Origin of the sequence: Vallitalea okinawensis, assembly GCF_002964605.1 — a bacterium.
In the GTDB taxonomy this organism is placed as follows: domain Bacteria; phylum Bacillota; class Clostridia; order Lachnospirales; family PQDH01; genus Vallitalea_A; species Vallitalea_A okinawensis.
Genome location: NZ_PQDH01000002.1, coordinates 38,103 through 63,572, shown reverse-complemented (window position 1 = coordinate 63,572; position 25,470 = coordinate 38,103). Strand labels below are relative to the sequence as shown.

Sequence of the window (25,470 nt, the reverse complement as noted above, 5' to 3'; positions counted from 1 at the left end):
TCAAAGAGACTTTGAACATGTGCCTTTTGTTTATCAGTTATTATTATAATCTTTTTTAATGTTTATTGAAAATGCTCTGTTATTTTTGCTTCAATATACACAATAATCTTATAGAGGAATGCTGCTAAGATACCTAATAAAATAATACTTAGCATTACCCAATCTAACTTAAAAATTTGGCTTCCGTAAACAATTAAATAGCCTAATCCAGCTTGAGCAACTAGGAATTCACCAATAATGACCCCCACTAAACACAAGCCGATGTTGACTTTTAATACGTTCATGATTGTTGGGATATTTGCAGGTAAAATTACTTTTTTTAGTACTGTACTCTTTTTGCCACCGAAGGAGTAGATGAGTTTTATTTTATCTTCATCAACTTCCAGGAAACCTGTTAATGTGGTCATAATGGTAATGACGACAGATATTAAGATCGATGTTATGATGATTGATTTCATGTTGTTTCCAAACCATACGATAAGTATTGGTGCTAATGCAGTTTTCGGTAAACTGTTTAAAATGACAAGATAAGGTTCTAAAATTCGTGCTAAAGTATGATTCCACCACAGTATAATAGCAATGATAATACCTAAACTAGTGCCCAAAATAAAGCCTAAAAATGTCTCATATACAGTTATACCAGTATGGTAGAAAATAGATCCATTAATGATCATCTCCCATAATGCTATGGCAACGCGGCTGGGGCTACTAAAAATAAAGGCATCTACCCATTTAAGTCTTGCAGCAACTTCCCACAAGCCAAGGAATGAGATTAATATAAGCACACGAGAAATGGATATTATTTTTTCTTGTTTTTTTATTTGATTAATATAGGACTTTTGAGCATCTGTCATGTTTCGTTCAGCTCCTCCCATATAGTATGGAAATAAGTTTGAAATTTAGGGATGCTTCTAAAAGCTATTGGTGATGGCTCATCGATTTCGAATTGAATGGAGACCACTTTCTTAATTGTAGCAGGTCGTTCGGATAGAATGTAAACACGATCCGACATGCTGACGGCTTCCGAAATATCATGTGTAACAAGTAATGCTGTCTTTTTTTCTTTTTTTAAGATTTTCCAAACATCATCAGAAAGTCTTAAGCGTGTTTGATAGTCAAGGGCAGAAAAGGGTTCATCTAATAATAATATTTCAGGTTGTAATGCTAGTGTTCTGATTAGAGCCGCTCTTTGTCGCATACCGCCCGAAAGTTGTGAAGGATAATGATTACGAAAGTCATCTAGTCCATAGTCTTTCATCAAAGTTTCAATATAAGAAAGGTATTCGTCCGTTTTCATCTTTTGTATTTCCAGACCAATTTTAGCATTGCTTTCGATAGTGCGCCAGTCGAAGAGATGGTCTTTTTGAAACATATAGCCAATAGGATGTGAATGATTGGTGATTTGAGAATCATTTAATTCAATGGTACCTCTTGAACTGTCCAATAAACCAGCTATTAATGAAAGTAATGTAGATTTACCACAGCCACTGGGTCCGACAATAGATATGAATTCTCCCTTATGCACATCCATAGAGATGTTTCTTAAGGCAGGTGTCTCTCCTCGAAGGGTGTGATAGTTCATGGAAAGATTTTTTATTGATAAAAGGGGTTTCATAACTTAACCTCCTAGTTAACACATTATTCCATAGTATTATCATATTAAGGATTAGCTTTGAATGTGCTTATAGATATCTAGACTCGATAGCTTGAATGTGTTGAGTATAGTTGCTATAATATTAGTACTTGTTATTGATTTAAAGAAGGTGCTTATAATGAAAAATATTGATAAAAGCTTTATTGGCTATAATATTGGATTAATTATCATTGTTATGATAATCATATTTGTAATTTATTCAAAGCTTATTTAAAAAATAAAACATATTTTGGCTTTCTCGCAAATATAATATTATTGAAAATTAATTATTAAGGCTGAAAATAACCAGCCTTAATAATATTGTGGGGGCCTTGGTATGAACAAAAAAAATTATAATTCTTATTTGGTTCTAGGAGTCATTGTAGTCGTTGTTGTATTCTTATTTGTATTCGGTATGCTTAATGGTAATGAAGAAGATCCATTGGCAGAAGGAAACCTTATTGAAGGTGAACTTACTTTAGTCGAAGATGATAATGAAGAAAATGAAAGCGACACTGATGAAGCAGAACCAACAATCTCTACAGAACTAACAGATCATGATATGCTGAATGCATTAATAACTGACTTTAATAATGCTTGGATAACTTATGTTAATGAGGATTCAACAGATGTACTTAACTATGTAGAAAACAACAGTGATATCCATTATGATATCATGGTATTCGAAAAAGTAGGATTAACAGAAGAACTTTTAGAGATGACAGTGAACGATATACGTGTGGAAGGCGATGTTGCATACATATATAATTATGAGAAATTTAGAAAAGTGCAAGATGGTGTAGAAACATTACAAGAATATGATTGGGTTTATACAGCTAAGAAAGTTGATGGCTCTTGGTTATTAGAGAGTTTTGCACCTGCTCAATAATTGAATAGTGTTATGCGTTAATAAAGCTCATAGGATATAATCCAATGAGCTTTTGTACTATTTAAATTCATTTATAAGTTTAGCTAGTACTTTAAATGATCTGAAATATAATCATTAATGCTACTGATGATAAAAGTGTAAACATAATGGAACTCATTATAAGAGCATTAAGACCTTTTCCTATGATGCTTTTTAAGCTGACTGATAGCCCCATGGCCGTCATTGCCATTAATATAAATAGACTGCTTAACTCTTTAAGAACATTTGTTAATGCAGGTGGTAAAATACCCAAGGAGTTGATGATTCCTGCCACAACAAAGTATAAGACGTACATAGGGAATTTAACTTTCTTACGTTCTTCTGAGTTAGCGTTTCTATTAAAGATGAAACTAAGAATTAATGAAACTGGTACAAGCATTAACACTCTTGTCATCTTTACAAAGGTACCAATATCACCTGATGCATCTCCTCTAGCAAAGGCTGCTGCAATAGCGTGAGCAACACCATGTAGTGTTAAACCAGACCAAACACCATATTGTAAATCTGATAAACCGATATTGCTTACTGCGATTGCAGAGTAAGCGAGAACACCAATGGCACCTAGAAAGCTAACAATAGATACAGCGATAACAGAGTCTTCATCATCTGCGTTGATACAAGGTGTCATGGCTACTATTGCTGAAGCACCACATATACTGGAACCGACACCTATTAAGGTAGCTAATTTTGTATCAATTTTAAATAATTTTCCTAGCAAAACAGAAAGTATCAATGCAACAGGTATATAAATAATAACCATCATAAGGATTTTAGGTCCTAAACTGAGAAGTGCTGCAAAGTTTAGCTTAAAACCCAGTAAGACAATCCCAACTTTTAATAACTTCTTTAATGAAAATGTAATACCATCTTTTAACTTAACGCTTGTACCAATCGTATTGTTATAAAGGATACCAATAATAATAGCTATTGTAAGCGCTTCCAAAGCTAAATTAAATTCAGCTATTAGAAAGTCATTTAGAAACATGGAAATTATAGATATTACCAGTACCAAAAGAATACCTGGTATGTACTTTATTCGAGTTCCCATTGCTGTCACCCCATCTTTGATATTTTTTCATCTGTATTATAACATGGTCTAGACCGGAAGTAAATGTTTCCCTATGGTATAAAAAAATCCTAAGTTCACATTATTTCTTGTGATCCTAGGATTTAGATTTGTTATTTACACAATGTCTTTACCAAAAGGCATAAGTGAAAGTCTAGCTAATTTAAAACTTTGCTTTGCAAAAGGTATACCAATGATGGTAATAGCAAAAATGATACCAGCAATTAAGTTAGCAAGAGCTAATTCCCAACCAAAGAGAACAAGCCATATAATATTTCCAAAACAGCCTAAAGTTCCAGAACCATTATCTCTCACAGTCTTACCGAATGGTGCTAATTGAAGATTTGCCATTTTAAAGCACTGCTTTCCGAATGGGATACCAACGATGGTTATACAAAGTATTAAGCCACTAATACACCAACCTATTGCACCAAAGAGTCCCCCAAAGATGATCCATATGATATTTCCTATTGTTTTCATGATTACCCCCCTCATCACTTAGTAGGCACGTCACTACCTGTTTGCTCTTATTATATTAAGTTAGTATCTACAGTATACTATATATGTTAATGGTATTCAAATGATCCTCCACTCAAATTGACCTATATAAATGGTCTCATAAGGCTTTTTTAAATTATTAAAACGTAATTGTAAAAATTGGATATAAAAGTTTTGACATATATTATTTAACAATCTATAATAAGTATGAAACTCATCAATTTCCTTATATAGAAACGAAGGAGTGTACATATGAAAGATAAAGTTTATAGGTTTAGGTATCTATTGTTAATTACTGCAATAATCTTGTCATTACAATCTATTACCGGATGCGTAAAAAATGCAGATAGTGTAGGTGGTGATAATCAGATAAATTCTGAAGTTAATGACGATGTGATGAAAGTAGATAGTATAGACAAATCAACAAAGCATGACGAAAAGCCTGTGGTTGATAAAGTTGAGAAGAGCGATGAAATAAAAGAAGTTGAAGAAAGTGAAATGCTAGACCCATTACAAGGGATAGAAGGTGGAGAGTTAGAAAATGTTAGATTTGGACTTGGTACAAAGTTAGAAGACATAGCAACTGAGTTGGGCGAGCCTGATCAAGAAGGATGGTTTAGTGGCTATTATATTAACTATGATGACATCTTCTATTTTGGAGATGGAAGTGATAGAACAGGTTCGGTTTCACTGATTTCTGTTAGGAATAATCATGAACTCTTAGGCGTTAAACTTGGTATGACTACAGAGGAAATTATTGAGGTTTTAGGAAGTCCTGATCTTCAAGGATTTATTGATTCTGATGCTGAATTATCAGGAGGATCTTGGTACATTTCATATATTCGTAATGGCTATGTTTTAAGTTTTTACAGCGACAATATGAATGAGAAAACAAATTTGTTAGATTATATGAAAGAAAAGAGAAGTGTAGAGTCTGGAGGGGTAAATACTGATGTAGTTCTATCGTTCTATGAGTTCGGGGCTGATGATTATGATAATCCAGAAGACATTAAAGTAATTACAATATCAGAAGAAGAGTATAATAATAATTTGGTTAAAGTATTAAATTTAATTTTTTCAGAAAGTGGAATAAGCTTAAATAATCTAACGATTAATGAGGATGAAAAACTAGTCATTGCTGATTTAACAGAAGCGGCTTCCATAAATTTTGATAATGGCAGCTGTGGTGGCATAACTCGGACTAATGTACTAGTAATGACTCTTTTAAACTTACCTGGAGTAGAAAAGTTGAAGGTAACAGTGGAAGGTGTAGAAAATGTTTATGGGAATCATTTCAGTTTCGAAGGTATTTTCATGCTGAACGAAAATGGCGGATATGATTTACTTCATATAGACTAGAGAGAATAAAAAAATTAAATAGAGTTACGTACCGATAGTACTAAATGCACATTGATATATTGAGAAAGGAGTAGCGTGAGCTACTCCATTGTTTTTTCAGCATAAGTATTATTAACTAGAACATCAAACTCAGGTGTTTTTCTAGCTGACCACCTGTTTCTAATATATCAAGAAGTAGGTCATATCCACCTTCATCAAAGTAAGGGTCAGTTCGCCAAGTATCTTGACTTTTATATCTTTCAACGATTTGTGTAATCAATGTTAGATCTGTTTCTTCAAAATAAGGTTGAATAACTTCTGCAATTTCAGCGGGGGTATGATCCTCTACCCAAATTTGGCCTTTGTAAATGGCATTGGTAAATCCTTGAATGACATCTTCATTTCCAGCCAGATATTCCTTAGTCGCCATGTACGTTGTATAAGGAACTTTTCCGCTAGCTGTTCCTAAAGATGCAACGACATAGCCTGTTTCTTCGTTTTCGAGTTTTGATGCCGTGGGTTCAAACTCAGCTGTATAGTCACCTGTGCCCCCTACAAAGGAGCCAGCTGTAGCAGAGAATTGGATATTGGTGATAATTTCTACATCATTAAAGGGTTCGATGCCATTCTGTTTGAGGATATACTCTAATACTAGTTGTGGCATTCCACCTGGTCGGCCACCGATGATGGTTTTACCTTTAACATCCTCCCATTGGAAGTCAGGAGATGGTTCCCTACCTATTAAAAAGTTCCCAGCTCTTTGAGTAAGCTGTGCGAAAGATATGGCATAGTTCTCTTGCCCTTCATTAACATTCATTAGAAAGGCAAACTATTAATAAGGTGAAGTTATAAGTTTAAATCTGATCATAAGTTACTGCTGTCATTTCTATATTAGCTATCGTCACTTTTAGATTTAGCGGTGTAATTATTGGTTGAGCAATCTTGCTAATTGCTATAGCGACTGGTTGATCTCCAGCAGGTATAGTTACCTCGACATTGTCTGTTGCTACATTTATTTTCGATACATTACCAGAGTCACGGTTAGCAACATAAGCGAATTGACCATCTGATGTTATGGCAACAGCAACAGGAGAATCACCAACTCCTATAGATGTAAAAGTATCATCTGAAATTTTTATCTTAGCAACATTATCATCACTAATATTTGTAACATAAGCAAATTCGCCGTTTGGAGTTATTGCCACAGAAAAAGGTGTATTACCAGTATTTATAAATGTTGTAGAATTGTCTCCAACATTTATTTTTGTTACATCATCGGAATTTTGATTTACGACATAAACAAATTGGCTATCGGGCGTTGCTGCAATTGCTACAGGAAAGTCTCCAACAGGTATTGTTGCATCAACATTATTTGTAAGTATATTTATCTTTGTTACATTATCGGAATTACGATTAACAACATAAGCAAATTGACCATCTGGTGTAATTGCTATAGCTCCAGGGCCAGTACCGACTGGTAATATAGATATGGTCATATCAGTATTTATATCAATCTTAAATACATCGGTTGCACCAAACGATGCAACATACAGAAATTGACCATCGGGAGTAATTGCGAGGGGGCTAGGGGATGGTATAACTATATTAGTTACAAAATTATCTGACACTCGTATTTTTGATACACTTCCTGAGCCACCATTAGAAACATAAACAAATTGACCATCTGGTGTTATAGCTACTGAATTGGGGACATTTCCTACACCAATATTCGTAACGCTATTATTTGATACACCTATCTTCGACACATCGTTTGAACTATTATTAACTACATAGGCAAAATTGCCATTTGGTGTGACGGCTATTGCCTGAGGGAATTCACCGACTGGTATTGTGGCAACGAGATTATCATTTTCTACACTTATCTTTGATGTATCGTCTGATATCCTATTTGCAGTAAGTACATAAGAATCACTCAATTTTCTTCCTCCCATCTTATTCAATTTAGCTATGTTATTCATTAATGATTCTACAGTTCGTCCTATTATATTCTATTCATCAGTAAATAAAAAAGAGATAGAGATGTCGAATAATATTAAAATATTTTAGTAAACTAAAAATACTTTAAAAGTAAAATTCTAAGAGGTTTGTAAAACAAATATATGATATAAGGAGGTAACACGATGTATTCAAGAACACATGTTAAGAATTTAGATATAGATATCCAGGTAAAAGATAAACTAATAAATGCTCATATCATTACCGTAGGTCAAATAAAAAGATGCTTGGCCTCTGGTAACATGATGAAGGTAACAGGATTCAATTTGCAGCAGGTCAAGAACGTGAAGTCTATGGATGAGTAATAAAGGTAATATAAACTAGTAGGTATTAAATGAACGTATATATATTATCAGAACATGAATCAGACGGATGTTGCTGTGAAACTCGTGTAATAGATGTATTTAAATTTGAACCGGATGCGTATAGAATAGCAGAAATACTGAAACACCTAAAATTAGGTGTTACTTTTATGATCTTAAAATCGGTCGTCTATAATCAAGTTTTATTTTAACACTAAAGGATTGATTTATATGCAAAGAAGGTTAACAACAATTATAAGACACTGGGTCTAGTAAACAAGCATATTTTGTGAATGTGATGCTTTATCGAAATGCTGTGACTATTTTGTAAAAGTTATACCAATAGAAATTGATGATGATGATGATATTTTAGTCTACAATGCTAGAATGACTGCCATAGGTCAATCATCAAAGGAGGATTTTACAGCCAAAGTTTCTTTATTTTTAACTTAATCTATATTATAATAGTAAAAAATAAAGTTCAAAAGATGGGATAAATCTTTAACCCATAACATTAATGAATATGAAAGAGGTAGATGGATGGATGATTAAGACTTTAAGTACGATTGTTCTAATTATTGGGTCAATTACATTTGCATACACTTCAAATACAGCGCAAGATAATTTTCTAAGAATTCAAAATCAGACCAGCGAAAATAGCAATATAATTGATAGATATGAAATGCTAGCTTCCTATGAGGATTGTATTAAGATAATCGAAGAGAAGGGTTTTGAATACGAGGTAATAGATACGTCTGAAGGTGGAAAATTAATAAAAGTTGATGATTACATGACAATATGTAATAAAAAAGTATTTTTGAAGCTTCACTTCCCTAAAGGATTGTTTGTAGGTGATGATTATGTTCAATTTAATTCTAATTATCTAACGGATTACTATTATTCTATAAGAGACGTGGATGAAGAATATGTTCACGAGTTTGTTAGTTATTTTACTGAAATTTATAAGGAGCCAGATTTAAGTGATTTTGATAATCCAGAATATGAAGGAACAGAGTGGAAGTTGGCAAGTTGGCATAAATACGAAGATAGGATAATAATTTCAAGATATAAAGGATTAAATGCAAATTTAATTGAGATTACATATTACATGACTGAAGAATATTGGGATCAGAAAAAGGAGAAAGTATTAGTACATTGAGAAAGGAGTAGCGTGAGCTACTCCATTGTTTTTTCAGCATAAGTATTATTAACAAGAACTTCAAACTCAGGTGCTTTTTCTAGCTGACCACCTGTTTCTAATATATCAAGAAGTAGGTCATATCCACCTTCATCAAAGTAAGGGTCAGTTCGCCAAGTATCTTGACTTTTATATCTTTCAACGATTTGTGTGATTAATTTTAAATCTGTTTCTTCGAAATAAGGTTGAATAACTTCTGCAATTTCGGCAGGGGTATGATCCTCTACCCAAATTTGGCCTTTGTAAATGGCATTGGTAAATCCTTGAATGACATCTTCATTTCCAGCCAGATACTCCTTAGTTGCCATATATGTCGTGTAAGGAACTTTACCACTAGCTGTTCCTAGAGATGCAACGACATAACCTGTTTCTTCGTTTTCAAGTTTTGATGCAGTGGGTTCAAACTCAGCTGTATAGTCACCTGTGCCCCCTACAAAGGAGCCAGCTGTAGCAGAGAATTGGATATTGGTGATAATTTCTACATCACTAAAAGGTTCAATGCCATTCTGTTTGAGTATATACTCTAATACAAGTTGTGGCATACCACCTGGTCGGCCACCGATGATGGTTTTACCTTTAACATCCTCCCATTGGAAGTCAGGAGATGGTTCCCTACCTATTAAAAAGTTCCCAGCTCTTTGAGTAAGCTGTGCGAAAGATATGGCATAGTTCTCTTGCCCTTCATTATAAACATAAATAGAGGCTTCGGGTCCCATTAGAGCAATTTCTGCATTATTAGATAATAGTGCCGCCATACTTTTATCTGCACCCCAACCAGTGCTCAGTTCTATCTCTAAACCTTCTTCTTCAAAGAAGCCCTTTTCAAGTGCTACATATTGTGGTGCATAAAAGATTGAACGGACTACTTCATTTAATCGAATTGTTTCTTTCTTTGTGTTTTGACATCCTGGTAAGATGAGTATAATACTTATTAAGACTGTAAGAAGAATTGCTATTTTCTTCATAGTAAGCCCTCCTAATTTTGCTACTACATTGTATTCGAAGATGCTCGTCAAAGGTTCATGGTTATTAAGTTTAATAGATAACATTTAATTTTTCTTTAGTTTTATTGAATAAGTGTAGTGTTTCATATATAATGTTTATAAGTATGCAGATAATGGGAAAGGAAGAAAAAATGATGAAAGATCTATTTGACAGTTTGAAGAAAAGTGCTTATATAGGTTCAAAAGTCATTGCTGATAAAACGAAAGATGTGGTTCAAAAAACGAAAGACGAGGTTGATATTCAAAAGCTTAAGTATGATAATAACAAGTATTTTAGGCAAATTGGTATACTAACCTACAAAGCAGCCCAAAATGAGATAAGCGACCCTTCAGACAAGATTAAAAATTTACTCAAAGAAATAGAGTATAACATGAATATCATTGAAAACATCAAGCAGGGACAAGTCTTTGACCAGGAAGAGGTTGTGGTTGAGCCTGCTGAAGACTTAGAGAATGAAACAGATGTTGAGAAGGTGGTTATTGAACCTAAAAAAAATGAAGAAGGCTACTTTGTTATGCGTTTTTGCAAGTACTGTAATATAGGTAATCATCCTGATTCAACCCACTGCGTTCATTGTGGTAGAAGATTAAAATAATAGAGGGGTATAAAATGGAAGTATCGTATATAAAAAATATATTAACACAACCAGATATTGATCAAGATACTTTTGAAGAAGCAATTAAAGAATTAAATAATTATCAATTTCAAAATTATCATATTGTAGCGTTATTAGATTTAATTATGCATTACATTGCAACTGAAGAAACGTTCACTGAACAGAATTTACATGAGATGCTAACCAACGAAGCTGAATTGAATGATATCTATCAGAATATGAAGCATTGTGTTCGGAACATTGGTCCTATCGTCAATGATCAAGCGGAAAAAGTCATTTATACAGATCAATTAAAAAAAGCTAAGAGAACTTTGGAAGACAGAGTTAAAGTTCTTGTAGCCTATAATGACACCATTGAATTGTTTGAAAGTATTCTAAAAAAGAAGATTAATAAGATTGATGAATGCCCTGATGACGAAGCTTTAGCGGGAGAATTATTAAACTTTGCTTTTATGGATCAAGACAAGTTCTTAATCAATCAACGTATTAAAGAGATTCTGAGAATTGTTCCCATTAGGATGGCAAAAGAAAAAACATATGATTATGTAAGAAACAGCATGCAAATTTATTATGGCGGCTATCAAACAGACCTGCAGAATTATCTAAAAGGGGTTAAGGATACGATATTACCTGAAAGAGTTAATGGGTATGGCGACTATTTTAATTCTTACACAAGTATACTTCATAAACTCAGTTCAATTCCGTTTAATGAAATAACCGAAGATGAAGCCTGTGAATATTTGAGCAAGTTGGAGGAATTAAGTAAACGTTTAGAGCAAGGATTGGATATATGTAGGTCGATTACTGAGTTAGTTAACTTATTAATTGTCATATTTATAGGACCACCATTTGATTGCCAAAGGATTTCAGTTAAAGAACCAGCTATGAAACATTTTTGTAGGATCATGCAGCATGTGACTGAAAACGATGATCTAAGTGATTCCTTAGTTTATGACTCATTAACTGCTTTAGAAGGTATACCTGAGAAGTGGCATGAAGAAATTGATAAAATGGATGGCGTTGTTGATCTAGTATTAAACAATCAACGTCTCATTGAAAACTTAAGCATAAAAGAATATTTAAGTGATTTGGTTATTTCGAAGAGACTATTGTCAACAAGTCTTTTCGCTGAAATTGATCAAATTGATACATTAGACGAAACTCAAACGGACCGTAAAGCTTTAGAAATGTCAATAGATGATTTAAATCATTTTATAGAGGATATTTTGGTGACATCAGAAAAAGAAGTTGGTCGTGGAAAAATTAATCAGCTTTTATACACGTTACCTATAGCATTTAGAAGACCACAAGAACTATTCGATTTTATTTTAGTAGCGTTACAATCATGTTCACGCCTAGAAGAAAAGTTATATACATGGCGGGAATATCAAGTCATAAAAGCTGAATATATGTAAAGGTTGATGCTATGCAATTTGCAGATAAGCTCTTTTTTAGTGAAGATATTAATGAAAAAAAACAAAAAGGACTTATAAAAGCTTTAAAAAAAGGGAAAGTATTAAATGACTACTACGTTATATACTATGATGATGATAGTCGTTTCCCTTTGGAGTTTATTGCAGTAGAGGAACTTCAAAAAGCTATGTATAAAGAGAAATCCTTAGTCGTTGTTGGTATTGCCAGTGATGAAGATGGAGCTCTAATTATTACGACAGATATCATTAGTCAACTGTATGAAGAAGGTGAAGATTTCTATAATCGGGCGTTCTTTAGTTAACTATTTAATGAGGCGATTATATGCAAATATTAATGATTCTCCTGACAATATTAAAAGTGATAGGTATTGTACTTGTATCAATAGTGGGTTTTATTTTATTATTAATACTAATTGTTTTATTTGTGCCCATTCGATATGAAGGTGAGTTTGAGTATGATGAGGAATTAACTCTAAAAGCTAAGGTGAGTTGGTTTTTAAAACTCTTTTCTATTAAGTGGGAATATATTAATAATGAAATGCATATAAAGATAAGAGTAATAAAGCTATTGAAAGATAAGAATAAAGAAAAAACAGACAATAATCCAGTTAAAGAGGTACGTGATAAAGCACCAAATAAAGTAGATAATAAAATCGTAGATGATAAAACAGTTGATAAAGATCTTGATAGTGATAAAGATGATGATAAAGTCATACCAGAACTGGTAACAGAATATAGACAAGCAGATAACATTCCATCTGAAACTAAGAAAGAAATCAAGAAAACAGAAAGACAAGTAAAAGATAAAGGATTTGAGAATCAATCAACAATAGAACATAAAACTAAAAAGAAAAGAAATAAGACAAAATACAAGAAAAAAACAAAAACTCAAGAACCAAGTATTCTTGATAAGATAAAAGCAGTATATCAACATGAGGATCGGGAAGCAGTTTTTCGCTCCTGCAAAAAAAGTCTCATCAAGTTATTGAAGCATATTAAACCACGAAAATTTAATATTAGTCTAGTAGTAGGTTTTGAAGATCCTTCAAATACTGGTTATGTACTTGCCTTAGATGGTGTACTCAAACCTTTCATAGACAAAAACAATCATCTACAAATCCAGGGTGAGTTCAATAATGAAATTTTTGAAGGTAAGGGGTATTTTAAAGGTAGAATATATCTCTACTATATTACCTTGATAGCGGGTAAATTATTATTAGATAAAAAAGTAAGAAATTACGCAAGCTTTATAATGAGAACCTTTAGAAAATAAATGAATGAAAGGTGTTGAAGTGGAATGACGGCTAAAGAAACATTAAGTGCACTATTAAGTGAAATGGAGAGTTTTGTTTCTTCCAAAACAGTGGTTGGTGATCCTGTACATATAGAGGAAACCATCATATTGCCTTTAGTAGATGTTACCTTTGGTGTAGGAGCAGGCGCTAATGAAAAGCAACAAGATAAACATGGTCAAACTGGTGGAGCTGGTGGCTTAGGTGCTAAGATTCAACCAAGTGCAGTTTTAGTAATAAAAGATGGACAAACTAAATTAGTTAATATCAAGAAACAAGATACGGTTACAAAATTAATTGACATGGTTCCAGATGTTATCGAGAGATTTACTGGGAAAACGAAAGAAGAACCTTTAGACCCAGAAGTAAGTGAAAAAGTAGAAGAAATGAAGCAAAGTGAATAAGTTACTCTGTTGGGCATCTCATAAAGGTGCCCTTTTATTGTGTTCTAAAAAAAATACATAACCATATATTGACAAAACAATAAAATAAAGTTAAAATAGTGGAGCATAATAAAATTCACGGAGGATTTTAAAGATGAAGAAAATCTTTTTTCATAATATGATTAATAAAAATAAAAAGGTGAGGCAATACCCTAATAATGAATTGCTAGAGATTAGAAAAAATGACTTTTTTCTGATGGAGGTTCATAAAGAAGTCATGAGGTAATGTTGCATAAGACCACTGGATAATTAATCTAGTGGTCTTTAAAATATTTTGCTTAGCTACAATATTGACAAATTATGGTGCTGATTTTACAATAAGAATATCGATCTCATGTTAATGTAAAGTAAAAGGAGGGGGAGTATGTTAAATATTCGTCAGTTAGGAAATGAAGATTTTGGAGCTTTTTTAGATGTTACAAGAAATGCCTACACAAGAATGGCGGTTAATACACCTGAAGAAAGAGAAAAAAGAATTGAAAAATTCAAGAAAGCCCATAGAGAGTGTGGGTATAAAAATTTTTTTGGTGCTTTCGATGACAATTATTTATTAGGCGGGATGATTTTATATGATTTCAATATGCAACTCTTATCAACAAAAGCGAAAGCTGGTGGAGTAGGTGCTGTGGCAGTTGATTTACTCCATAAGAAAGAGAAAGTAGCTAAACAACTTATCGAATACTTTATTCAACATTATAAAATGAGGGGTACTTATATGCTCATGCTCTATCCCTTTAGACCAGATTTTTATAAGAAGATGGGATTTGGTTATGGAACTAAAATGAATCAGTATCGGATCAAACCTGAGAATTTACCTGTAGGTGATTCTAAGGGTAGCCTCTATTTTCTGAAGCAAGAAGATCAGCAGTTATTATTTGATTGCTATCAGCGTTTTGTGGATCAGAATCATGGGATGATTGAGAGAAGTATAGGAGATTTTGATAATATCTTTGAGAATTCGGAAAATAGAGTAGTAGCATATAAAAAAGAGGGTAGCGTATTAGCTTATATAAGTTTTACCTTTCAACCTTATGAAGAAGGTAGTTTTTTAAGCAATGATATGGTAATCAAAGAATTCATCTATGAAGATAGAAAAGGTCTATATGAATTACTAACATTCTTACATAGTCAAAAAGATCAGATTAGATATATTATCGTGAATACTCAAGATGAGTATTTCCATCATTTATTATCTGATCCTCGTAATGGCGTTGATCATGTTATTCCTCATGTGTACCATGAAAGTAACATTCAAGGTGTTGGGCTTATGTATCGAGTTATTGATGTTAAAGGGATCTTTAAGGCTTTATCTCAGCATAATTTTGGTGATGTAACTTGTCGGCTAAAGATTACAATCAGAGATTCTTTTTATAAAGAGAATGAAGGGAGTACCATTATACATTTCATCAATGGCTTAGCTCATTATGAGGCTAGTGATTTTGAAGTAGAGATTACGCTTGATGTATCGGAGTTCTCTTCGATGATTATGGGAGCAATTAGCTTTAAAGCGCTATATCGATATGGATTAGTTGATATATCTGATGTAAGTTATATCGATACCGTACATAGAATATTTAGAACAGATGAGAAACCTAAGTGTACAACTGGTTTTTGATAGTAAAGTGCTATGTCCTATTTGAAATGGATATAGTACTTGTTTTTTCTTATAGTAAAGTAGTATAGCAACCAAGAAATGCAAACATTAATAGAAAGATGTAACATAGTTGATTGGATTATTTACTTAAAACAATATTGAATATGTTTGTATATATACAAACATATTTAATATTTGACTATTATTTAGTTTTGGGGTATACTATTAATAACAAACATAACATAATGTTGTTTGCATATATACAAACAAGAAGGTGATGAAATGGATAAGAAAGATAAGAAGCAACGAAAAGCAGAAGCTGAAAGATTGTATGTTGAGGAACTGATGAAACGACCAGCCGGTGTGTTCTGCATTCGAAACAAACAGAATGGAAAAGTGTTTATTCATAGTAGTGATGATATAACCTCTAAAATGAATCGCTTTAAGAAATCCCTTGAAAGCAATGGGATATTTCCAAACAAAGCGTTGCAGGAAGAGTATAATACCTTAGGAGAAGAAGCTTTTGAATTCGAAATTTTGGAAGAAGTTAGAAGAGAAGAAGATGAAATTGCATATGCCATGGATGAAAACTTTACTGAAATTCAAAAGAGAGTTAGAAAAAAAGCGAAAGATCTTGAAGAAAAATGGCTAGAGAATCTTCAACCGTATGGAGATCGAGGCTATCATAGAAAAAAGTCTAAACGCCAATTGACTAATAGAAGAAAAGACTCTGCAGAAACTGTTTTAGATGTTGAGCCTAATAATTCTGAGCATCTGTATTTTTCTCTGAAAGATTTATCGGAGGTATTTTGGAATGCTTCTATTGAGGAAATGAAGGCTGGGTTTGTTAAGCATGATGGCAAATATATTTGTCTAGTATGTGGAAAATGTTTTGATGAAAATGTGATTTATCCCAAAGGAAATGTATTCTATAATGCTAAGAAAGCTATAGAAGAACATATCTTAGATGCCCATGGTTCAATGATTGAAGTGCTACTGAATATGGATAAGAAGTACACTGGATTATCACAGATACAAACAGATCTAGTTACAGATTTTTATCAAGGGTTGGATGATGAGGCGGTAGCAAAAAAAGCTGGCATTGCCAAGTCGACGGTTCGAAACCATCGCTTTAGATTAAAGGAAAAGCAGAAGCAAGCAAAGGTCTTTTTAGCCTTGATGAGTTTAGTCGATGAAAAGCAAAATGAAGATGATAAGATCATAGCTATTCACAAAACACCACGCATGCTTGATGAAAGGTACGCTATTTCTCAGGGGCATCAAAAGGAAGTGATGGAAAAATTCATTAAACCAGATGGGACATTGTTACAATTACCAAAGAAAGAGAAAGATAAGATTATCATACTCTTCCACTTTGCAAGTTTATTCGAGTACAATAAAAAATACAAAGAAATTGAAGTTAATCAAGTTATAAAAAGTATCTATGATGACTTTGTAACGGTAAGGCGTTACTTGATTGAGTATGGGTTTATGGAGAGAACTAAAGACTGTAGTCTTTATTGGGTAGTCTAAATACTACTGAGATATGGAGGTTAGGGGATGAGAAGGGTTGTACCTGAGATAAGTGAGACAAGTAACTTACTTATTAGCGATGTTACGATTAATGAGGTTGATAATTTACAAAGTATATGTGAATCATGGTCAACAAAAGAAATATTAGAAGGTGAAAGGTTTAAACCTGATTATATTAGAAATTGCGTATTAGAAGGGGACCTGCCTCCAATAAAGGATGCAAGTCAAGAGTATTATCGCTGTAAGTCAATCCATTTAAGAGATTCAAGTAAACTCATAGGTTTTTATGACTTATACCATGGGTATCCAGAAGTAACAACCCTTTGGATTGGCATGTTTCTAATTAGCAGCGTGTTTCATAAAAAAGGATACGGACAAGAAATTATTAATTTGATTAAAAAAGAAGCAAAAGAAGCTGGTTATAATAAATTAGGGATAGGTGTTTACTTGAAAAATTGGCCAGCTCTAAGATTTTGGACTAAATGTGGATTTGATAAAATTACTGGGATACACGGACACAAAGAATTTAGTCAAGATACATTTGCTCTTTTGGGCTTAGAACATTTGATTTAGGGCTTAGCTAAAAATAAGTCCTTTTTCAATGTAATAAAATATAATTAAAAGAAATTCTTTGTAGAAAAAATGAAAAAAATTAGTATAAATAGTTGTAAATTCATAGGATTACATATATAATGAATGGACTGGTGACCTGCATCACGAAAAAGCTTCTAATGATTTTGGTCTTACGTAAATACATAATGGGGAGATTGTGACTAATTATGAACAAAATTAAACATTTTCTGAACGAACATAAAAAATTATTAGTATCAATAATCGCGTTAGCCTTACCTGCAATTATTGAAATGAGTCTGAATACTGCACTGGGTGTTGCCGATACATTGATGATTAGTCATTTTATTGGACCAGGTGCTTTAGCAGCAGTGGGATTTGCAAATCAAATTATTTTCACGTTAATTTTTGTTTTTTCTTCTTTTAATACTGGAGCAACTGCTATGATAGCTAGATCTTATGGAGAAGGTGATTATTCCAAACTTAATAAAGTGGCAGGGCAAGCTGTCACAATTAACTTCATCATAGGAATTATTATTTCAATTATGGCAGGTGCCTTTGCAATACGGATTTTTGGAATTTACGATATGACTGAAGAAGTTCTACGTTTAACGTTGGAATATTTTTATATAATTATTTTCGGTATGATTTTTATGTTTTTATCCTTTTCCTTTGCTGCAATCTTAAGAGGCGCTGGGGATACAATTACACCTATGGTTATAACAGGAATCGCTGTTTTCCTTAATATTATAGGTAATTATGTATTAATAACTGGTGTTGGACCTTTTCCTAAGATGGGAATTGCAGGTGCTGCATGGTCTACAACCATATCACGAATAATTGCGTTCTTGCTTTATTCCTTTGTTTTATTTTTTAGACATGAACGTGTTCGTATTTTATTTAAAAATATGAAGATCTCTAAAAGTATTTTAAAACCACTGTGGAAAATTAGTTATCCAGGAGCTGTGGAGCAAGCTCTTATGCAAGGGTCCTTTGTATTCATTGGTGTGTTTGTATCACAACTTGATACGGATTCAGAAGCGGCTTTTCGTATATTACTTAATTTAGAGTCTATTTCATTTATGCCAGCTGTTGGTTTATCCATTGCTGCAGCAACTTTAGTTGGCAAAGCATTGGGAGAGAAGCAAGTGGAGCGAGCAGTAGATACTGGATATACAGCTTCTTTACTAGGGGTATTTTGGGGAGTACTTATGGGATTAATATATTTAATCTTTCCTGGACAGCTCCTTGGAATATTTACACCAGAAGAAAATATCATTATGCTATCTATTGCAACCATGCTGGTAATGGGATTAAATCAACCTTTCTTAAATTTTATGATCGTTATGTCTGGTGCTCTTAGAGGGGCTGGTGATACGCGTAATGTTATGATTATTACAACTTTGCGACTTTGGATAGTTTTTATTCCTTTAGCATATGTTTTCATCATACGTCTCAATAGTGGGGTTGCTGGCGTTTGGTATGCTGAAATAATATCCTTTTTTATATTTTGTATTGTAATCTTTAGACGTTTTAGTAGCAAAAAATGGACTAAAATTAGTATTGAACCATAATCAACCTCAATTAGACCACTAAATTCTTATCAGATTATAGAATTCAGTGGTCTTTATAAAGTGATAATTTGACTATATTGGTCAATGGAGGGTATAATAAGATAAGAGTTAGGTAAAGAGGAATTAAAGGAGGTTTATAGATGAACGAAGCCTTTATAAAAACTAGTCAAGAAAAAAAAGATAGAATCATTAATAGTGCCCTAGAAGAATTTGCAAAAAATGGATTCGAAAAAGCTTCTACTAACGTTATTGTAGAAAATGCTGGAATTTCAAAAGGGATATTATTTCATTATTTTAAAAATAAAAAGGGGCTATTTGAATATCTAATTGAATTTAGTGTAGAGATAATTATGAGGCAATTTGAAGAACATTTCGATTGGAATGAAAAAGATATCTTAGAACGCATTAAACAGTCAGTCATAATCAAGATGCAGGTTGTGGAGCAGTATCCATATATATTAGATTTCTCAATGCTTATACTTCATCATAAAACACGAGATGAGATCATGCAAATGAATCATGGTGAAAGTATTAAGTTGATAAGCAAAATTTATGGTGATCAAGTTGATTACTCAGTTTTTAGAGATGATATTGATGTAGAAAAAGCTATGACAATTATCAGATGGACTTTTGAAAAGTATGGTGAGGAATTTTCTGAACGGTATAAAAAAATCACTTATCCAATGGATTTCAGACCAATCGTCGATGAAATTGATACCTATATTCAGACGCTTAAGGTAGCATTTTATAAATAGAAGTATAACAAATCAAAAAAACTGCTAAACGACTTTTTAAAGTAGAGTAGCAGTTTTTAATATATCATATTAATCATTTATCTAAGATTATTTACATGCTCCACTTCTTGGGTTACATTTTTCACAATTCCATTGACAATTATGGTCGAAATTGCTTCTGCAGAAACATCCTGTCTTAGTGAAATAAATAGCTCCACCACATTCTGGACAAGTACTGACGCAAAGATTATCATATGAAATGAGCTTATTACTTGAGTTGAGCTCTTGTTGTTCTTTGATAGCTACCATGAAAAACCCTCCCTTTAAATATGTTAATTAATTAACACAATTATAATACATATTGTGCTTGGAGGCAAGAGATAATAATTGAATTGATATAAAATTAACAAAGTCTACAGAGTACCTTCTGTTAAACCCCTTATTCTTAGTTGATAATTACTAAAGAGAGATGATCGTGGGTGTATTATTTACAGAATTAAAACATGTTAGGAGTAGTACCGGATAATCAATTGTTGGATTGTTATGAAGGATTAGAGAAGTTCATTCATTATATTGTAATTAATTTACAACAATGTTATAATTGATTAGTACACGCAACTAATTCAATTTTGTGTAAGAAAGGTAATGGAGTTACTTTTCTTGAAAGGGAGGATATTAATGAGTGAGAAAACAATTCTACAACAACTAGATGGAAAACCCCCTATTACAAAAGCTGTACCACTTGGATTACAACATGTTTTAGCTATGTTTACAGGTAATTTGGCACCAATAATTATTGTTGCAGGTGTACTTGGTTTAAGCAGTTCTGACAAGATTTATCTCTTACAAGCTGCAATGTTTATCGCTGGAGTTGTCACACTAATTCAAATATTCAAAATAGGACCTATTGGATCAGGTTTGCCCATCGTCATGGGTACTAGTTTTACATTCCTAGGGGCTGCGATCTCTATCGGCCTTACATACGGTTATGGAACAGTAATGGGAGCATGTCTCATCGGTGGACTTTTTGAAATGTTAGTAGGGAAAACTTTTATGAAGTTTAAGAAGTTCTTTCCACCAATTGTTTCTGGCATTGTTGTTATGAGTATTGGTCTTACTTTAATTGGAGTAGGTGCTGATTATTTTGCTGGTGGAGTAGGTTCTGAAAGCTATGGTTCCATATCAAATATGTTATTGGGGACAACAGTGTTTGCGATATTCATATTGTTAAATGCTTTTGCTAAAGGCATGGTAAAATCTTCTGCTATACTTATTTCTTTGGTAGTTGGATACATAATTGCTGCTATTATGGGGATCATCGATTTTACTCCTGTAAAAGAAGCAGCTTGGTTTGCTTTACCAGCCATACCGCTTAAAATGGGTCTAAGTTTTAATTTAGAAGCTATTATATTATTCGTGGCACTATTTTTAATCACCGCAGTGGAAACTATTGGAGATACCCATGGGGTTACTGTAGGAGGATTGAATAGAGCTGCTACTCCTGAGGAAATAAGAGGGTCACTTTATGCAGATGGTTTAGGTAGTTCTGTAGCAGCCATTTTTGGTGTAATGCCTAATACTTCTTTCAGTCAAAATGTTGGTATTGTAGCTTTAACCAAATGTGTTAATCGATTTACAGTAGCAGTTGGGATTGGATTTCTATTATTGTTGTCCTTTGTACCCAAATTAGCTGCTATAGTTTCAGTTATGCCTGCTAGCGTCTTAGGAGGAGCTGTCATTGTTGTATTTGCATTAATCACAGTTACAGGTATTAGAATGATTGCTAGAACAAATTTAACTGGTAGAAATGCTATTATTTTGGCTGTTGCTTTAGGGGTTGGTTTTGGTTTAGCAACCGCTATAGGCCTAAATAAAGAAGCTTTTGAAGCCTATCCAAAGGCATTCCATTTTATTTTTCAAGATAAAATTTTTGCTACTGGTTTAGTAGCTTTTGTCCTAAATATAATATTACCAAAGGATGAGGATGATGCTGAAGTCCGCGCAGAACCCTTTGAAAAATTGGAAGAAGAGTCTAAAGAGACAGCTTAAGCTTAAGTAGGAAAAGATGAAAAGAGTGCATTCTATTTGAATGCACTCTTTTATATAGAAAGAGTCCTACTGCACCGGCAGGTTAGATATCCTATCTAAAAGGTAGCCGGATTTACCATCCTTGGTTCCTTGCTTTGTAGTACCCCCTATATGCTTTTGTTAATTATATCATTTATTTCTTTGAAATAAAATCCCTAAATTCTGCTTTAGCTTCCGCAGCTATTTTTTCTTCATCAATTCTTGTAAGGTAACCATCTTTAACGATGACTTCACCATTGATAATGGTATAATCAACAGGATGCTTGATTCCAACAGTACAAATTAATGAAGTAGGGTCTAACTCCGTACCAACATATTGAAGCCTGTCAATGTTAACCATAAATAAGTCTGCTGCCATATCCACTTCTAGACTACCAAAGTCGTCTCTACCTAAAATTTTAGCCCCGCCTTTGGTGGCTAATTCAAGGAATTTATCTGGAGTGACAGCATTGTTACTATACTTAAGTCTTTGTAGTAAGTAACCAGTTCTAATTTCTTCAAGTAAATTGGAACCATCGTTACTAGCACTACCATCAACAGCAATACCGACTGGTATATCCATTTCAACCATTTCGCTAATTCTAGCAATTCCTGATGCTAGTTTCATATTTGAGATAGGGCAGTGGGCAACTCCAGTTTGAGTCTTTTTCATGACTTCCAATTCCTCATTATTAAAATGAATGCCATGAGCGTACCACACATCTTTGCCTACCCATCCGACACTTTCCATATATTCTAAAGGTCTTTTACCAAACTTTTCTAAGCAGAAATTTTCTTCATCGATGGTTTCTACGAGATGGGTGTGAAGTCTTACACCTTTGCTTCTAGCAAACTTTGCACTTTCTTCTAAAAGATCTGTTGTTACACTAAATGGAGAACATGGAGCAAGAACAATGTTACTCATAGAATATTGACTTGTATCATGGAACTTATTAATCAACCTTTCACTATCATATAGTATATCTTCGACATTCTGAACGACTTCCATTGGAGGTAACCCGCCTTGATCTTTACCAAGAGACATACTACCTCTTGAAGCATGAAATCTCATACCTAGATCTTCTGCTGCTTTGAATTGGGTGTCAATGAAATTACTATGCTTCCCAGTTTTAAATACATAATGATGATCAAATACAGTTGTACAACCGTACTTAGCTAGTTCACCCATTCCGACTATAGAACTATAGTAGATGGTCTCATCCCTTAAGTTTTTCCATATCTCATAGAGGTATAAGAGCCAAGGAAATAATTCCATGTTTTGAACATCAGGTAGATTTCTTGTAAATGTTTGATAGAGGTGATGGTGAGTGTTCACAAGACCTGGATATACATACATATTGGATGCATCAATCACTTCTGTAGCTTCGTGTTCTTCTTTACCAATGTAGGTTATTTTCTTACCTTCAATAAGAATGTTAGCTCCTTCAAGGACTTCTTTCTTACGGTTCATCGTTACAATTGCTTTTGCGTTTTTAATTAATAAAGACATACATACCACTCCTTGTATTCAAAACAAATTGATAATTTCTGGTGATAAATGAATGTAATAAGTATAGGTACTCAGGTGTAAGAAATGTGATGTTCTTTTGAAGTAATTTCATGATTACATAGATAGTAAGTCGTTGATTACATAAGAGTAGTCTTTAAGAAATATGTAATATTTTGTACTAAATAAGTGTTGAGTTTAAGATTAGTTGTATATTTATTATACACTAAAGGCATAAAAAATGGAAGATAGGCACGTATATGTAAGAGTGCATGTAAAGGAGGAATTTTTTTATTGACAATCTGAACAGATTAATATAGAATATTGATTAGTTTATAACTAACTAATTTAAAAGAGGTATAATATGTTAAAAGAGATATTTGAAGAAATGTATTTGTATTTAGATGAAGAATTAACAAAAAGAGCGAATGAATTACTTGATGTTGATGATTTATCTAAATTAAGTGTTAATCATAGTGATTACTTAGAAGTGATACGAATGAAAGAGAAACCTACTCTAAGCGAAATTGCCGTGGAATTAGGTTATTCTAAACCTTCTGTAACAACCATGGTCAATAAGTTAATAAGCCAAGGGTTTGTTAAGAAAGTGCAATCTGATGATGATAAAAGAGTCTTCTATGTTGTATTAACAGATTTAGGTAAGGAGCTATTAGATATCCAATTAAATATCTATTATGATTTTGCAAATGATTTAAAACAGGTACTTGATGAAAAAGAGATAGAGATGCTAGTGAGATTATTAAGTAAAGGATTAAGAACTCTTAAAGAGAAATAGTAAAAGAGTTTAAATAATTAGTTAGTTAACTATAAACTAAATAATTGCTTGGAGGATTTTTAGAATGCATTCAGATATTAATTTTTTAATTGATTTAGTTATTATATTAATTGCAGCTGGCGCAGGGACAATTGTATGCAAAAGATTTGGTCAGCCAAGAATTGTGGGGCAGATTTTAGCTGGTATTCTGATTGGGTCTTCAGTGTTTGGGTTTGTCAATGATAGTGTATTTATAAATAACTTAGCTGAAATAGGGGTAATTCTTCTAATGTTCTTGGCTGGATTAGAGACAGATTATAATGAATTAAAGGAGTCATTTGAGAAATCCTCGTTAATCGCAATAGGAGGAATTATTTTTCCATTTGCCTTAGGGGTATTAGGGATCTACATAATGAAGGACAATGTCCAAATTTCTGAAGCAGTCTTTCTAGGTGTTATATTAACTGCAACCAGTATGGGAATTACTGTCCAATCTCTTAATGAAATGAGAAAACTAAAGACGAAACAAGGTGTAAGCATACTAGGAGCTGCTATCATTGATGACATCGTTGGTATTATCATTTTAACAATTGTTTTAGGAATCTTTGGGCAGGGTCATACCAGCATTACTGTACTGTTATTAAAAATACTTTCTTTCTTCATTATCATATCCTTTGTTAGAGAATTGCTTTCTAAATTTATATTGAAGAATATAAAAATCATTAAAAAGATTAAACCTATATATTTGCTGAGTATATCCTTAATATTGGCATTGTTGTTTGCTAGCTTTGCTAGTGATTTTGGTTTAGCTGCAATAATTGGCGCTTATTTCATAGGTGTTATCTTATCAACTACGCAATTAAAGCATCGCGTAGCTAATGAAGTTTCAAAATTTGGTCATGGATTTTTTATTCCTATCTTCTTTGTTAATATTGGCTTAGGAGTTCAGCTAAATCAGGTTTTTGATAATCTGGGAATCGCAGTGATTATTACGATAATAGGAATTATTAGCAAAATTATTGGTTCAGGGATAGGTGCAAAATTATCTGGTTTCTCAAAGAAAGAATCATTGCAAATTGGAATTAGTATGGTACCGAGGGCTGAAGTAGCGCTAATCGTAGCTAACTTAGGGGTGGTAACTGGTTTTATAGGTAATGATATTTTTACTTCAATTATACTTCTTGTTATTGTATCAACTATACTTACTCCTATCATGTTAAAGAAAGCCTATGAAGAAGATGAGATAACTTAAATACCTTGGAAATTAGTTAATTTACAATACGGTTACTTCTTGACAAATGAATAATAATTTAATATACTTGAAAAAATAATTAAAAGCGATGAAGAG

Annotated in this window: 28 protein-coding genes and 1 other annotated feature (1 of these 29 cut by a window edge); of the genes, 19 read left to right on the top strand and 9 right to left on the bottom strand. The window is 33.0% G+C overall.

The features are described from left to right. Window positions 1-62: 62 nt before the first annotated feature. Both C1Y58_RS05460 and C1Y58_RS05455 read right to left on the bottom strand, forming a co-directional pair. Entirely contained in the window at window positions 63-854 is a 792-nt protein-coding gene (locus C1Y58_RS05460) for an ABC transporter permease (RefSeq protein ID WP_242985343.1), read from the bottom strand. After that, window positions 851-1,615, bottom strand: a complete 765-nt coding sequence (locus C1Y58_RS05455; protein ID WP_105615005.1) for an ABC transporter ATP-binding protein — start codon at window positions 1,613-1,615, stop codon at window positions 851-853. Before C1Y58_RS05455 ends, C1Y58_RS05460 begins: the two co-directional genes overlap by 4 nt. A 355-nt stretch (window positions 1,616-1,970) precedes the next feature. Here C1Y58_RS05455 and C1Y58_RS05450 point away from each other — a divergent pair, with 355 nt between their 5' ends. Next, a complete protein-coding gene (locus tag C1Y58_RS05450; RefSeq protein ID WP_105615004.1) occupies window positions 1,971-2,522 on the top strand; it encodes a TcaA NTF2-like domain-containing protein in 552 nt (183 codons plus the stop codon). A 91-nt stretch (window positions 2,523-2,613) separates the two neighbouring features. Here the strand turns inward: C1Y58_RS05450 and C1Y58_RS05445 are convergent, their stop codons facing one another. Continuing rightward, entirely contained in the window at window positions 2,614-3,609 is a 996-nt protein-coding gene (locus C1Y58_RS05445) for a YeiH family protein (protein ID WP_105615003.1), read from the bottom strand. Between the two features lie 135 nt (window positions 3,610-3,744). Beyond that, window positions 3,745-4,107: a YccF domain-containing protein gene (locus C1Y58_RS05440; RefSeq protein ID WP_105615002.1), complete on the bottom strand. Its 363-nt coding sequence runs from the start codon at window positions 4,105-4,107 to the stop codon at window positions 3,745-3,747. 270 nt (window positions 4,108-4,377) lie between these two features. Between C1Y58_RS05440 and C1Y58_RS05435 the strand changes: the two genes are divergently transcribed. Next, on the top strand, window positions 4,378-5,484 hold the full coding sequence (locus tag C1Y58_RS05435) for a DUF4309 domain-containing protein (RefSeq protein ID WP_105615001.1): 1,107 nt from the start codon (window positions 4,378-4,380) through the stop codon (window positions 5,482-5,484). A gap of 115 nt (window positions 5,485-5,599) precedes the next feature. On the opposite strand, the gene C1Y58_RS05430 is transcribed toward C1Y58_RS05435, so the two are convergent. Next, window positions 5,600-6,280: an ABC transporter substrate-binding protein gene (locus C1Y58_RS05430; protein ID WP_105615000.1), complete on the bottom strand. Its 681-nt coding sequence runs from the start codon at window positions 6,278-6,280 to the stop codon at window positions 5,600-5,602. 37 nt (window positions 6,281-6,317) lie between these two features. Further along, entirely contained in the window at window positions 6,318-7,400 is a 1,083-nt protein-coding gene (locus tag C1Y58_RS05425; protein ID WP_170311529.1) for a lactonase family protein, read from the bottom strand. 204 nt (window positions 7,401-7,604) lie between these two features. On the opposite strand from C1Y58_RS05425, the gene C1Y58_RS05420 reads away from it, so the two are divergent. The 3 genes from C1Y58_RS05420 (at window position 7,605) to C1Y58_RS05415 (ending at window position 8,940) form a co-directional block, all read left to right on the top strand. Further along, window positions 7,605-7,784 (top strand): hypothetical protein, encoded by a 180-nt coding sequence (locus C1Y58_RS05420; protein WP_105614998.1) that lies wholly within the window; start codon window positions 7,605-7,607, stop codon window positions 7,782-7,784. Window positions 7,785-7,813: 29 nt separating this feature from the next. Next, window positions 7,814-7,993 (top strand): hypothetical protein, encoded by a 180-nt coding sequence (locus C1Y58_RS26365; RefSeq protein WP_157949966.1) that lies wholly within the window; start codon window positions 7,814-7,816, stop codon window positions 7,991-7,993. A 332-nt stretch (window positions 7,994-8,325) separates the two neighbouring features. Beyond that, window positions 8,326-8,940: a hypothetical protein gene (locus tag C1Y58_RS05415; protein ID WP_105614997.1), complete on the top strand. Its 615-nt coding sequence runs from the start codon at window positions 8,326-8,328 to the stop codon at window positions 8,938-8,940. A gap of 17 nt (window positions 8,941-8,957) precedes the next feature. Here the strand turns inward: C1Y58_RS05415 and C1Y58_RS05410 are convergent, their stop codons facing one another. Beyond that, window positions 8,958-9,944, bottom strand: coding sequence for an ABC transporter substrate-binding protein (locus C1Y58_RS05410; RefSeq protein WP_105614996.1), 987 nt, complete (start codon window positions 9,942-9,944; stop codon window positions 8,958-8,960). Between the two features lie 173 nt (window positions 9,945-10,117). On the opposite strand from C1Y58_RS05410, the gene C1Y58_RS05405 reads away from it, so the two are divergent. From C1Y58_RS05405 to C1Y58_RS05360, 11 genes are all read left to right on the top strand, one after another. After that, window positions 10,118-10,579: a hypothetical protein gene (locus C1Y58_RS05405; protein ID WP_105614995.1), complete on the top strand. Its 462-nt coding sequence runs from the start codon at window positions 10,118-10,120 to the stop codon at window positions 10,577-10,579. Between the two features lie 14 nt (window positions 10,580-10,593). Beyond that, the gene (locus C1Y58_RS05400; RefSeq protein ID WP_105614994.1) at window positions 10,594-12,015 is read left to right on the top strand and encodes a hypothetical protein; all 1,422 of its coding nucleotides are present in this window, start codon (window positions 10,594-10,596) and stop codon (window positions 12,013-12,015) included. Between the two features lie 11 nt (window positions 12,016-12,026). Beyond that, entirely contained in the window at window positions 12,027-12,335 is a 309-nt protein-coding gene (locus tag C1Y58_RS05395) for a hypothetical protein (RefSeq protein ID WP_105614993.1), read from the top strand. Window positions 12,336-12,355: 20 nt separating this feature from the next. Next, on the top strand, window positions 12,356-13,306 hold the full coding sequence (locus C1Y58_RS05390) for a DUF2953 domain-containing protein (RefSeq protein ID WP_105614992.1): 951 nt from the start codon (window positions 12,356-12,358) through the stop codon (window positions 13,304-13,306). 24 nt (window positions 13,307-13,330) lie between these two features. Beyond that, window positions 13,331-13,729: a GerW family sporulation protein gene (locus C1Y58_RS05385; RefSeq protein ID WP_105614991.1), complete on the top strand. Its 399-nt coding sequence runs from the start codon at window positions 13,331-13,333 to the stop codon at window positions 13,727-13,729. 133 nt (window positions 13,730-13,862) lie between these two features. Further along, window positions 13,863-13,994 (top strand): hypothetical protein, encoded by a 132-nt coding sequence (locus C1Y58_RS26995; RefSeq protein WP_278286074.1) that lies wholly within the window; start codon window positions 13,863-13,865, stop codon window positions 13,992-13,994. Between the two features lie 138 nt (window positions 13,995-14,132). Next, window positions 14,133-15,383, top strand: coding sequence for a GNAT family N-acetyltransferase (locus C1Y58_RS05380; RefSeq protein WP_105614990.1), 1,251 nt, complete (start codon window positions 14,133-14,135; stop codon window positions 15,381-15,383). Between the two features lie 261 nt (window positions 15,384-15,644). Then, window positions 15,645-16,895 (top strand): DUF2087 domain-containing protein, encoded by a 1,251-nt coding sequence (locus C1Y58_RS26850; protein WP_242985342.1) that lies wholly within the window; start codon window positions 15,645-15,647, stop codon window positions 16,893-16,895. Window positions 16,896-16,922: 27 nt separating this feature from the next. Further along, the gene (locus tag C1Y58_RS05370) at window positions 16,923-17,468 is read left to right on the top strand and encodes a GNAT family N-acetyltransferase (protein ID WP_105614989.1); all 546 of its coding nucleotides are present in this window, start codon (window positions 16,923-16,925) and stop codon (window positions 17,466-17,468) included. Window positions 17,469-17,674: 206 nt separating this feature from the next. After that, complete coding sequence (locus C1Y58_RS05365; RefSeq protein ID WP_105614988.1) at window positions 17,675-19,039, top strand: MATE family efflux transporter; 1,365 nt, start codon at window positions 17,675-17,677, stop codon at window positions 19,037-19,039. Window positions 19,040-19,179: 140 nt separating this feature from the next. Continuing rightward, window positions 19,180-19,794 carry a TetR/AcrR family transcriptional regulator gene (locus C1Y58_RS05360; RefSeq protein ID WP_105614987.1) on the top strand — a complete coding sequence of 205 codons (615 nt, stop codon included), beginning with the start codon at window positions 19,180-19,182 and terminating at the stop codon, window positions 19,792-19,794. A gap of 87 nt (window positions 19,795-19,881) precedes the next feature. On the opposite strand, the gene C1Y58_RS05355 is transcribed toward C1Y58_RS05360, so the two are convergent. Continuing rightward, window positions 19,882-20,082, bottom strand: coding sequence for a hypothetical protein (locus C1Y58_RS05355; protein WP_105614986.1), 201 nt, complete (start codon window positions 20,080-20,082; stop codon window positions 19,882-19,884). Between the two features lie 369 nt (window positions 20,083-20,451). Between C1Y58_RS05355 and C1Y58_RS05350 the strand changes: the two genes are divergently transcribed. After that, entirely contained in the window at window positions 20,452-21,822 is a 1,371-nt protein-coding gene (locus C1Y58_RS05350) for a uracil-xanthine permease family protein (protein ID WP_105614985.1), read from the top strand. A gap of 172 nt (window positions 21,823-21,994) precedes the next feature. On the opposite strand, the gene C1Y58_RS05345 is transcribed toward C1Y58_RS05350, so the two are convergent. Then, window positions 21,995-23,350, bottom strand: a complete 1,356-nt coding sequence (locus C1Y58_RS05345; protein WP_105614984.1) for an 8-oxoguanine deaminase — start codon at window positions 23,348-23,350, stop codon at window positions 21,995-21,997. 361 nt (window positions 23,351-23,711) lie between these two features. Between C1Y58_RS05345 and C1Y58_RS05340 the strand changes: the two genes are divergently transcribed. Both C1Y58_RS05340 and C1Y58_RS05335 read left to right on the top strand, forming a co-directional pair. Continuing rightward, the gene (locus C1Y58_RS05340) at window positions 23,712-24,143 is read left to right on the top strand and encodes a MarR family winged helix-turn-helix transcriptional regulator (RefSeq protein ID WP_105614983.1); all 432 of its coding nucleotides are present in this window, start codon (window positions 23,712-23,714) and stop codon (window positions 24,141-24,143) included. Between the two features lie 64 nt (window positions 24,144-24,207). After that, complete coding sequence (locus C1Y58_RS05335; protein WP_105614982.1) at window positions 24,208-25,374, top strand: cation:proton antiporter; 1,167 nt, start codon at window positions 24,208-24,210, stop codon at window positions 25,372-25,374. A gap of 79 nt (window positions 25,375-25,453) precedes the next feature. Beyond that, window positions 25,454-25,470: a binding site (T-box leader), on the top strand (it continues 224 nt past the right edge of the window).

Excerpts from the sequence above, each read along its gene's own strand:
- C1Y58_RS05460 (WP_242985343.1), bottom strand. The coding sequence starts at position 854 with ATGACAGATGCTCAAAAGTCCTATATTAATCAAATAAAAAAACAAGAA.
- C1Y58_RS05455 (WP_105615005.1), bottom strand. The coding sequence starts at position 1,615 with ATGAAACCCCTTTTATCAATAAAAAATCTTTCCATGAACTATCACACC.
- C1Y58_RS05450 (WP_105615004.1), top strand. The coding sequence starts at position 1,971 with ATGAACAAAAAAAATTATAATTCTTATTTGGTTCTAGGAGTCATTGTA.
- C1Y58_RS05445 (WP_105615003.1), bottom strand. The coding sequence starts at position 3,609 with ATGGGAACTCGAATAAAGTACATACCAGGTATTCTTTTGGTACTGGTA.
- C1Y58_RS05440 (WP_105615002.1), bottom strand. The coding sequence starts at position 4,107 with ATGAAAACAATAGGAAATATCATATGGATCATCTTTGGGGGACTCTTT.
- C1Y58_RS05435 (WP_105615001.1), top strand. The coding sequence starts at position 4,378 with ATGAAAGATAAAGTTTATAGGTTTAGGTATCTATTGTTAATTACTGCA.
- C1Y58_RS05430 (WP_105615000.1), bottom strand. The coding sequence starts at position 6,280 with ATGAATGTTAATGAAGGGCAAGAGAACTATGCCATATCTTTCGCACAG.
- C1Y58_RS05420 (WP_105614998.1), top strand. The coding sequence starts at position 7,605 with ATGTATTCAAGAACACATGTTAAGAATTTAGATATAGATATCCAGGTA.
- C1Y58_RS26365 (WP_157949966.1), top strand. The coding sequence starts at position 7,814 with ATGAACGTATATATATTATCAGAACATGAATCAGACGGATGTTGCTGT.
- C1Y58_RS05415 (WP_105614997.1), top strand. The coding sequence starts at position 8,326 with ATGATTAAGACTTTAAGTACGATTGTTCTAATTATTGGGTCAATTACA.
- C1Y58_RS05410 (WP_105614996.1), bottom strand. The coding sequence starts at position 9,944 with ATGAAGAAAATAGCAATTCTTCTTACAGTCTTAATAAGTATTATACTC.
- C1Y58_RS05405 (WP_105614995.1), top strand. The coding sequence starts at position 10,118 with ATGAAAGATCTATTTGACAGTTTGAAGAAAAGTGCTTATATAGGTTCA.
- C1Y58_RS05400 (WP_105614994.1), top strand. The coding sequence starts at position 10,594 with ATGGAAGTATCGTATATAAAAAATATATTAACACAACCAGATATTGAT.
- C1Y58_RS05395 (WP_105614993.1), top strand. The coding sequence starts at position 12,027 with ATGCAATTTGCAGATAAGCTCTTTTTTAGTGAAGATATTAATGAAAAA.
- C1Y58_RS05390 (WP_105614992.1), top strand. The coding sequence starts at position 12,356 with ATGCAAATATTAATGATTCTCCTGACAATATTAAAAGTGATAGGTATT.
- C1Y58_RS05385 (WP_105614991.1), top strand. The coding sequence starts at position 13,331 with ATGACGGCTAAAGAAACATTAAGTGCACTATTAAGTGAAATGGAGAGT.
- C1Y58_RS26995 (WP_278286074.1), top strand. The coding sequence starts at position 13,863 with ATGAAGAAAATCTTTTTTCATAATATGATTAATAAAAATAAAAAGGTG.
- C1Y58_RS05380 (WP_105614990.1), top strand. The coding sequence starts at position 14,133 with ATGTTAAATATTCGTCAGTTAGGAAATGAAGATTTTGGAGCTTTTTTA.
- C1Y58_RS26850 (WP_242985342.1), top strand. The coding sequence starts at position 15,645 with ATGGATAAGAAAGATAAGAAGCAACGAAAAGCAGAAGCTGAAAGATTG.
- C1Y58_RS05370 (WP_105614989.1), top strand. The coding sequence starts at position 16,923 with ATGAGAAGGGTTGTACCTGAGATAAGTGAGACAAGTAACTTACTTATT.
- C1Y58_RS05365 (WP_105614988.1), top strand. The coding sequence starts at position 17,675 with ATGAACAAAATTAAACATTTTCTGAACGAACATAAAAAATTATTAGTA.
- C1Y58_RS05360 (WP_105614987.1), top strand. The coding sequence starts at position 19,180 with ATGAACGAAGCCTTTATAAAAACTAGTCAAGAAAAAAAAGATAGAATC.
- C1Y58_RS05355 (WP_105614986.1), bottom strand. The coding sequence starts at position 20,082 with ATGGTAGCTATCAAAGAACAACAAGAGCTCAACTCAAGTAATAAGCTC.
- C1Y58_RS05350 (WP_105614985.1), top strand. The coding sequence starts at position 20,452 with ATGAGTGAGAAAACAATTCTACAACAACTAGATGGAAAACCCCCTATT.
- C1Y58_RS05345 (WP_105614984.1), bottom strand. The coding sequence starts at position 23,350 with ATGTCTTTATTAATTAAAAACGCAAAAGCAATTGTAACGATGAACCGT.
- C1Y58_RS05340 (WP_105614983.1), top strand. The coding sequence starts at position 23,712 with ATGTTAAAAGAGATATTTGAAGAAATGTATTTGTATTTAGATGAAGAA.
- C1Y58_RS05335 (WP_105614982.1), top strand. The coding sequence starts at position 24,208 with ATGCATTCAGATATTAATTTTTTAATTGATTTAGTTATTATATTAATT.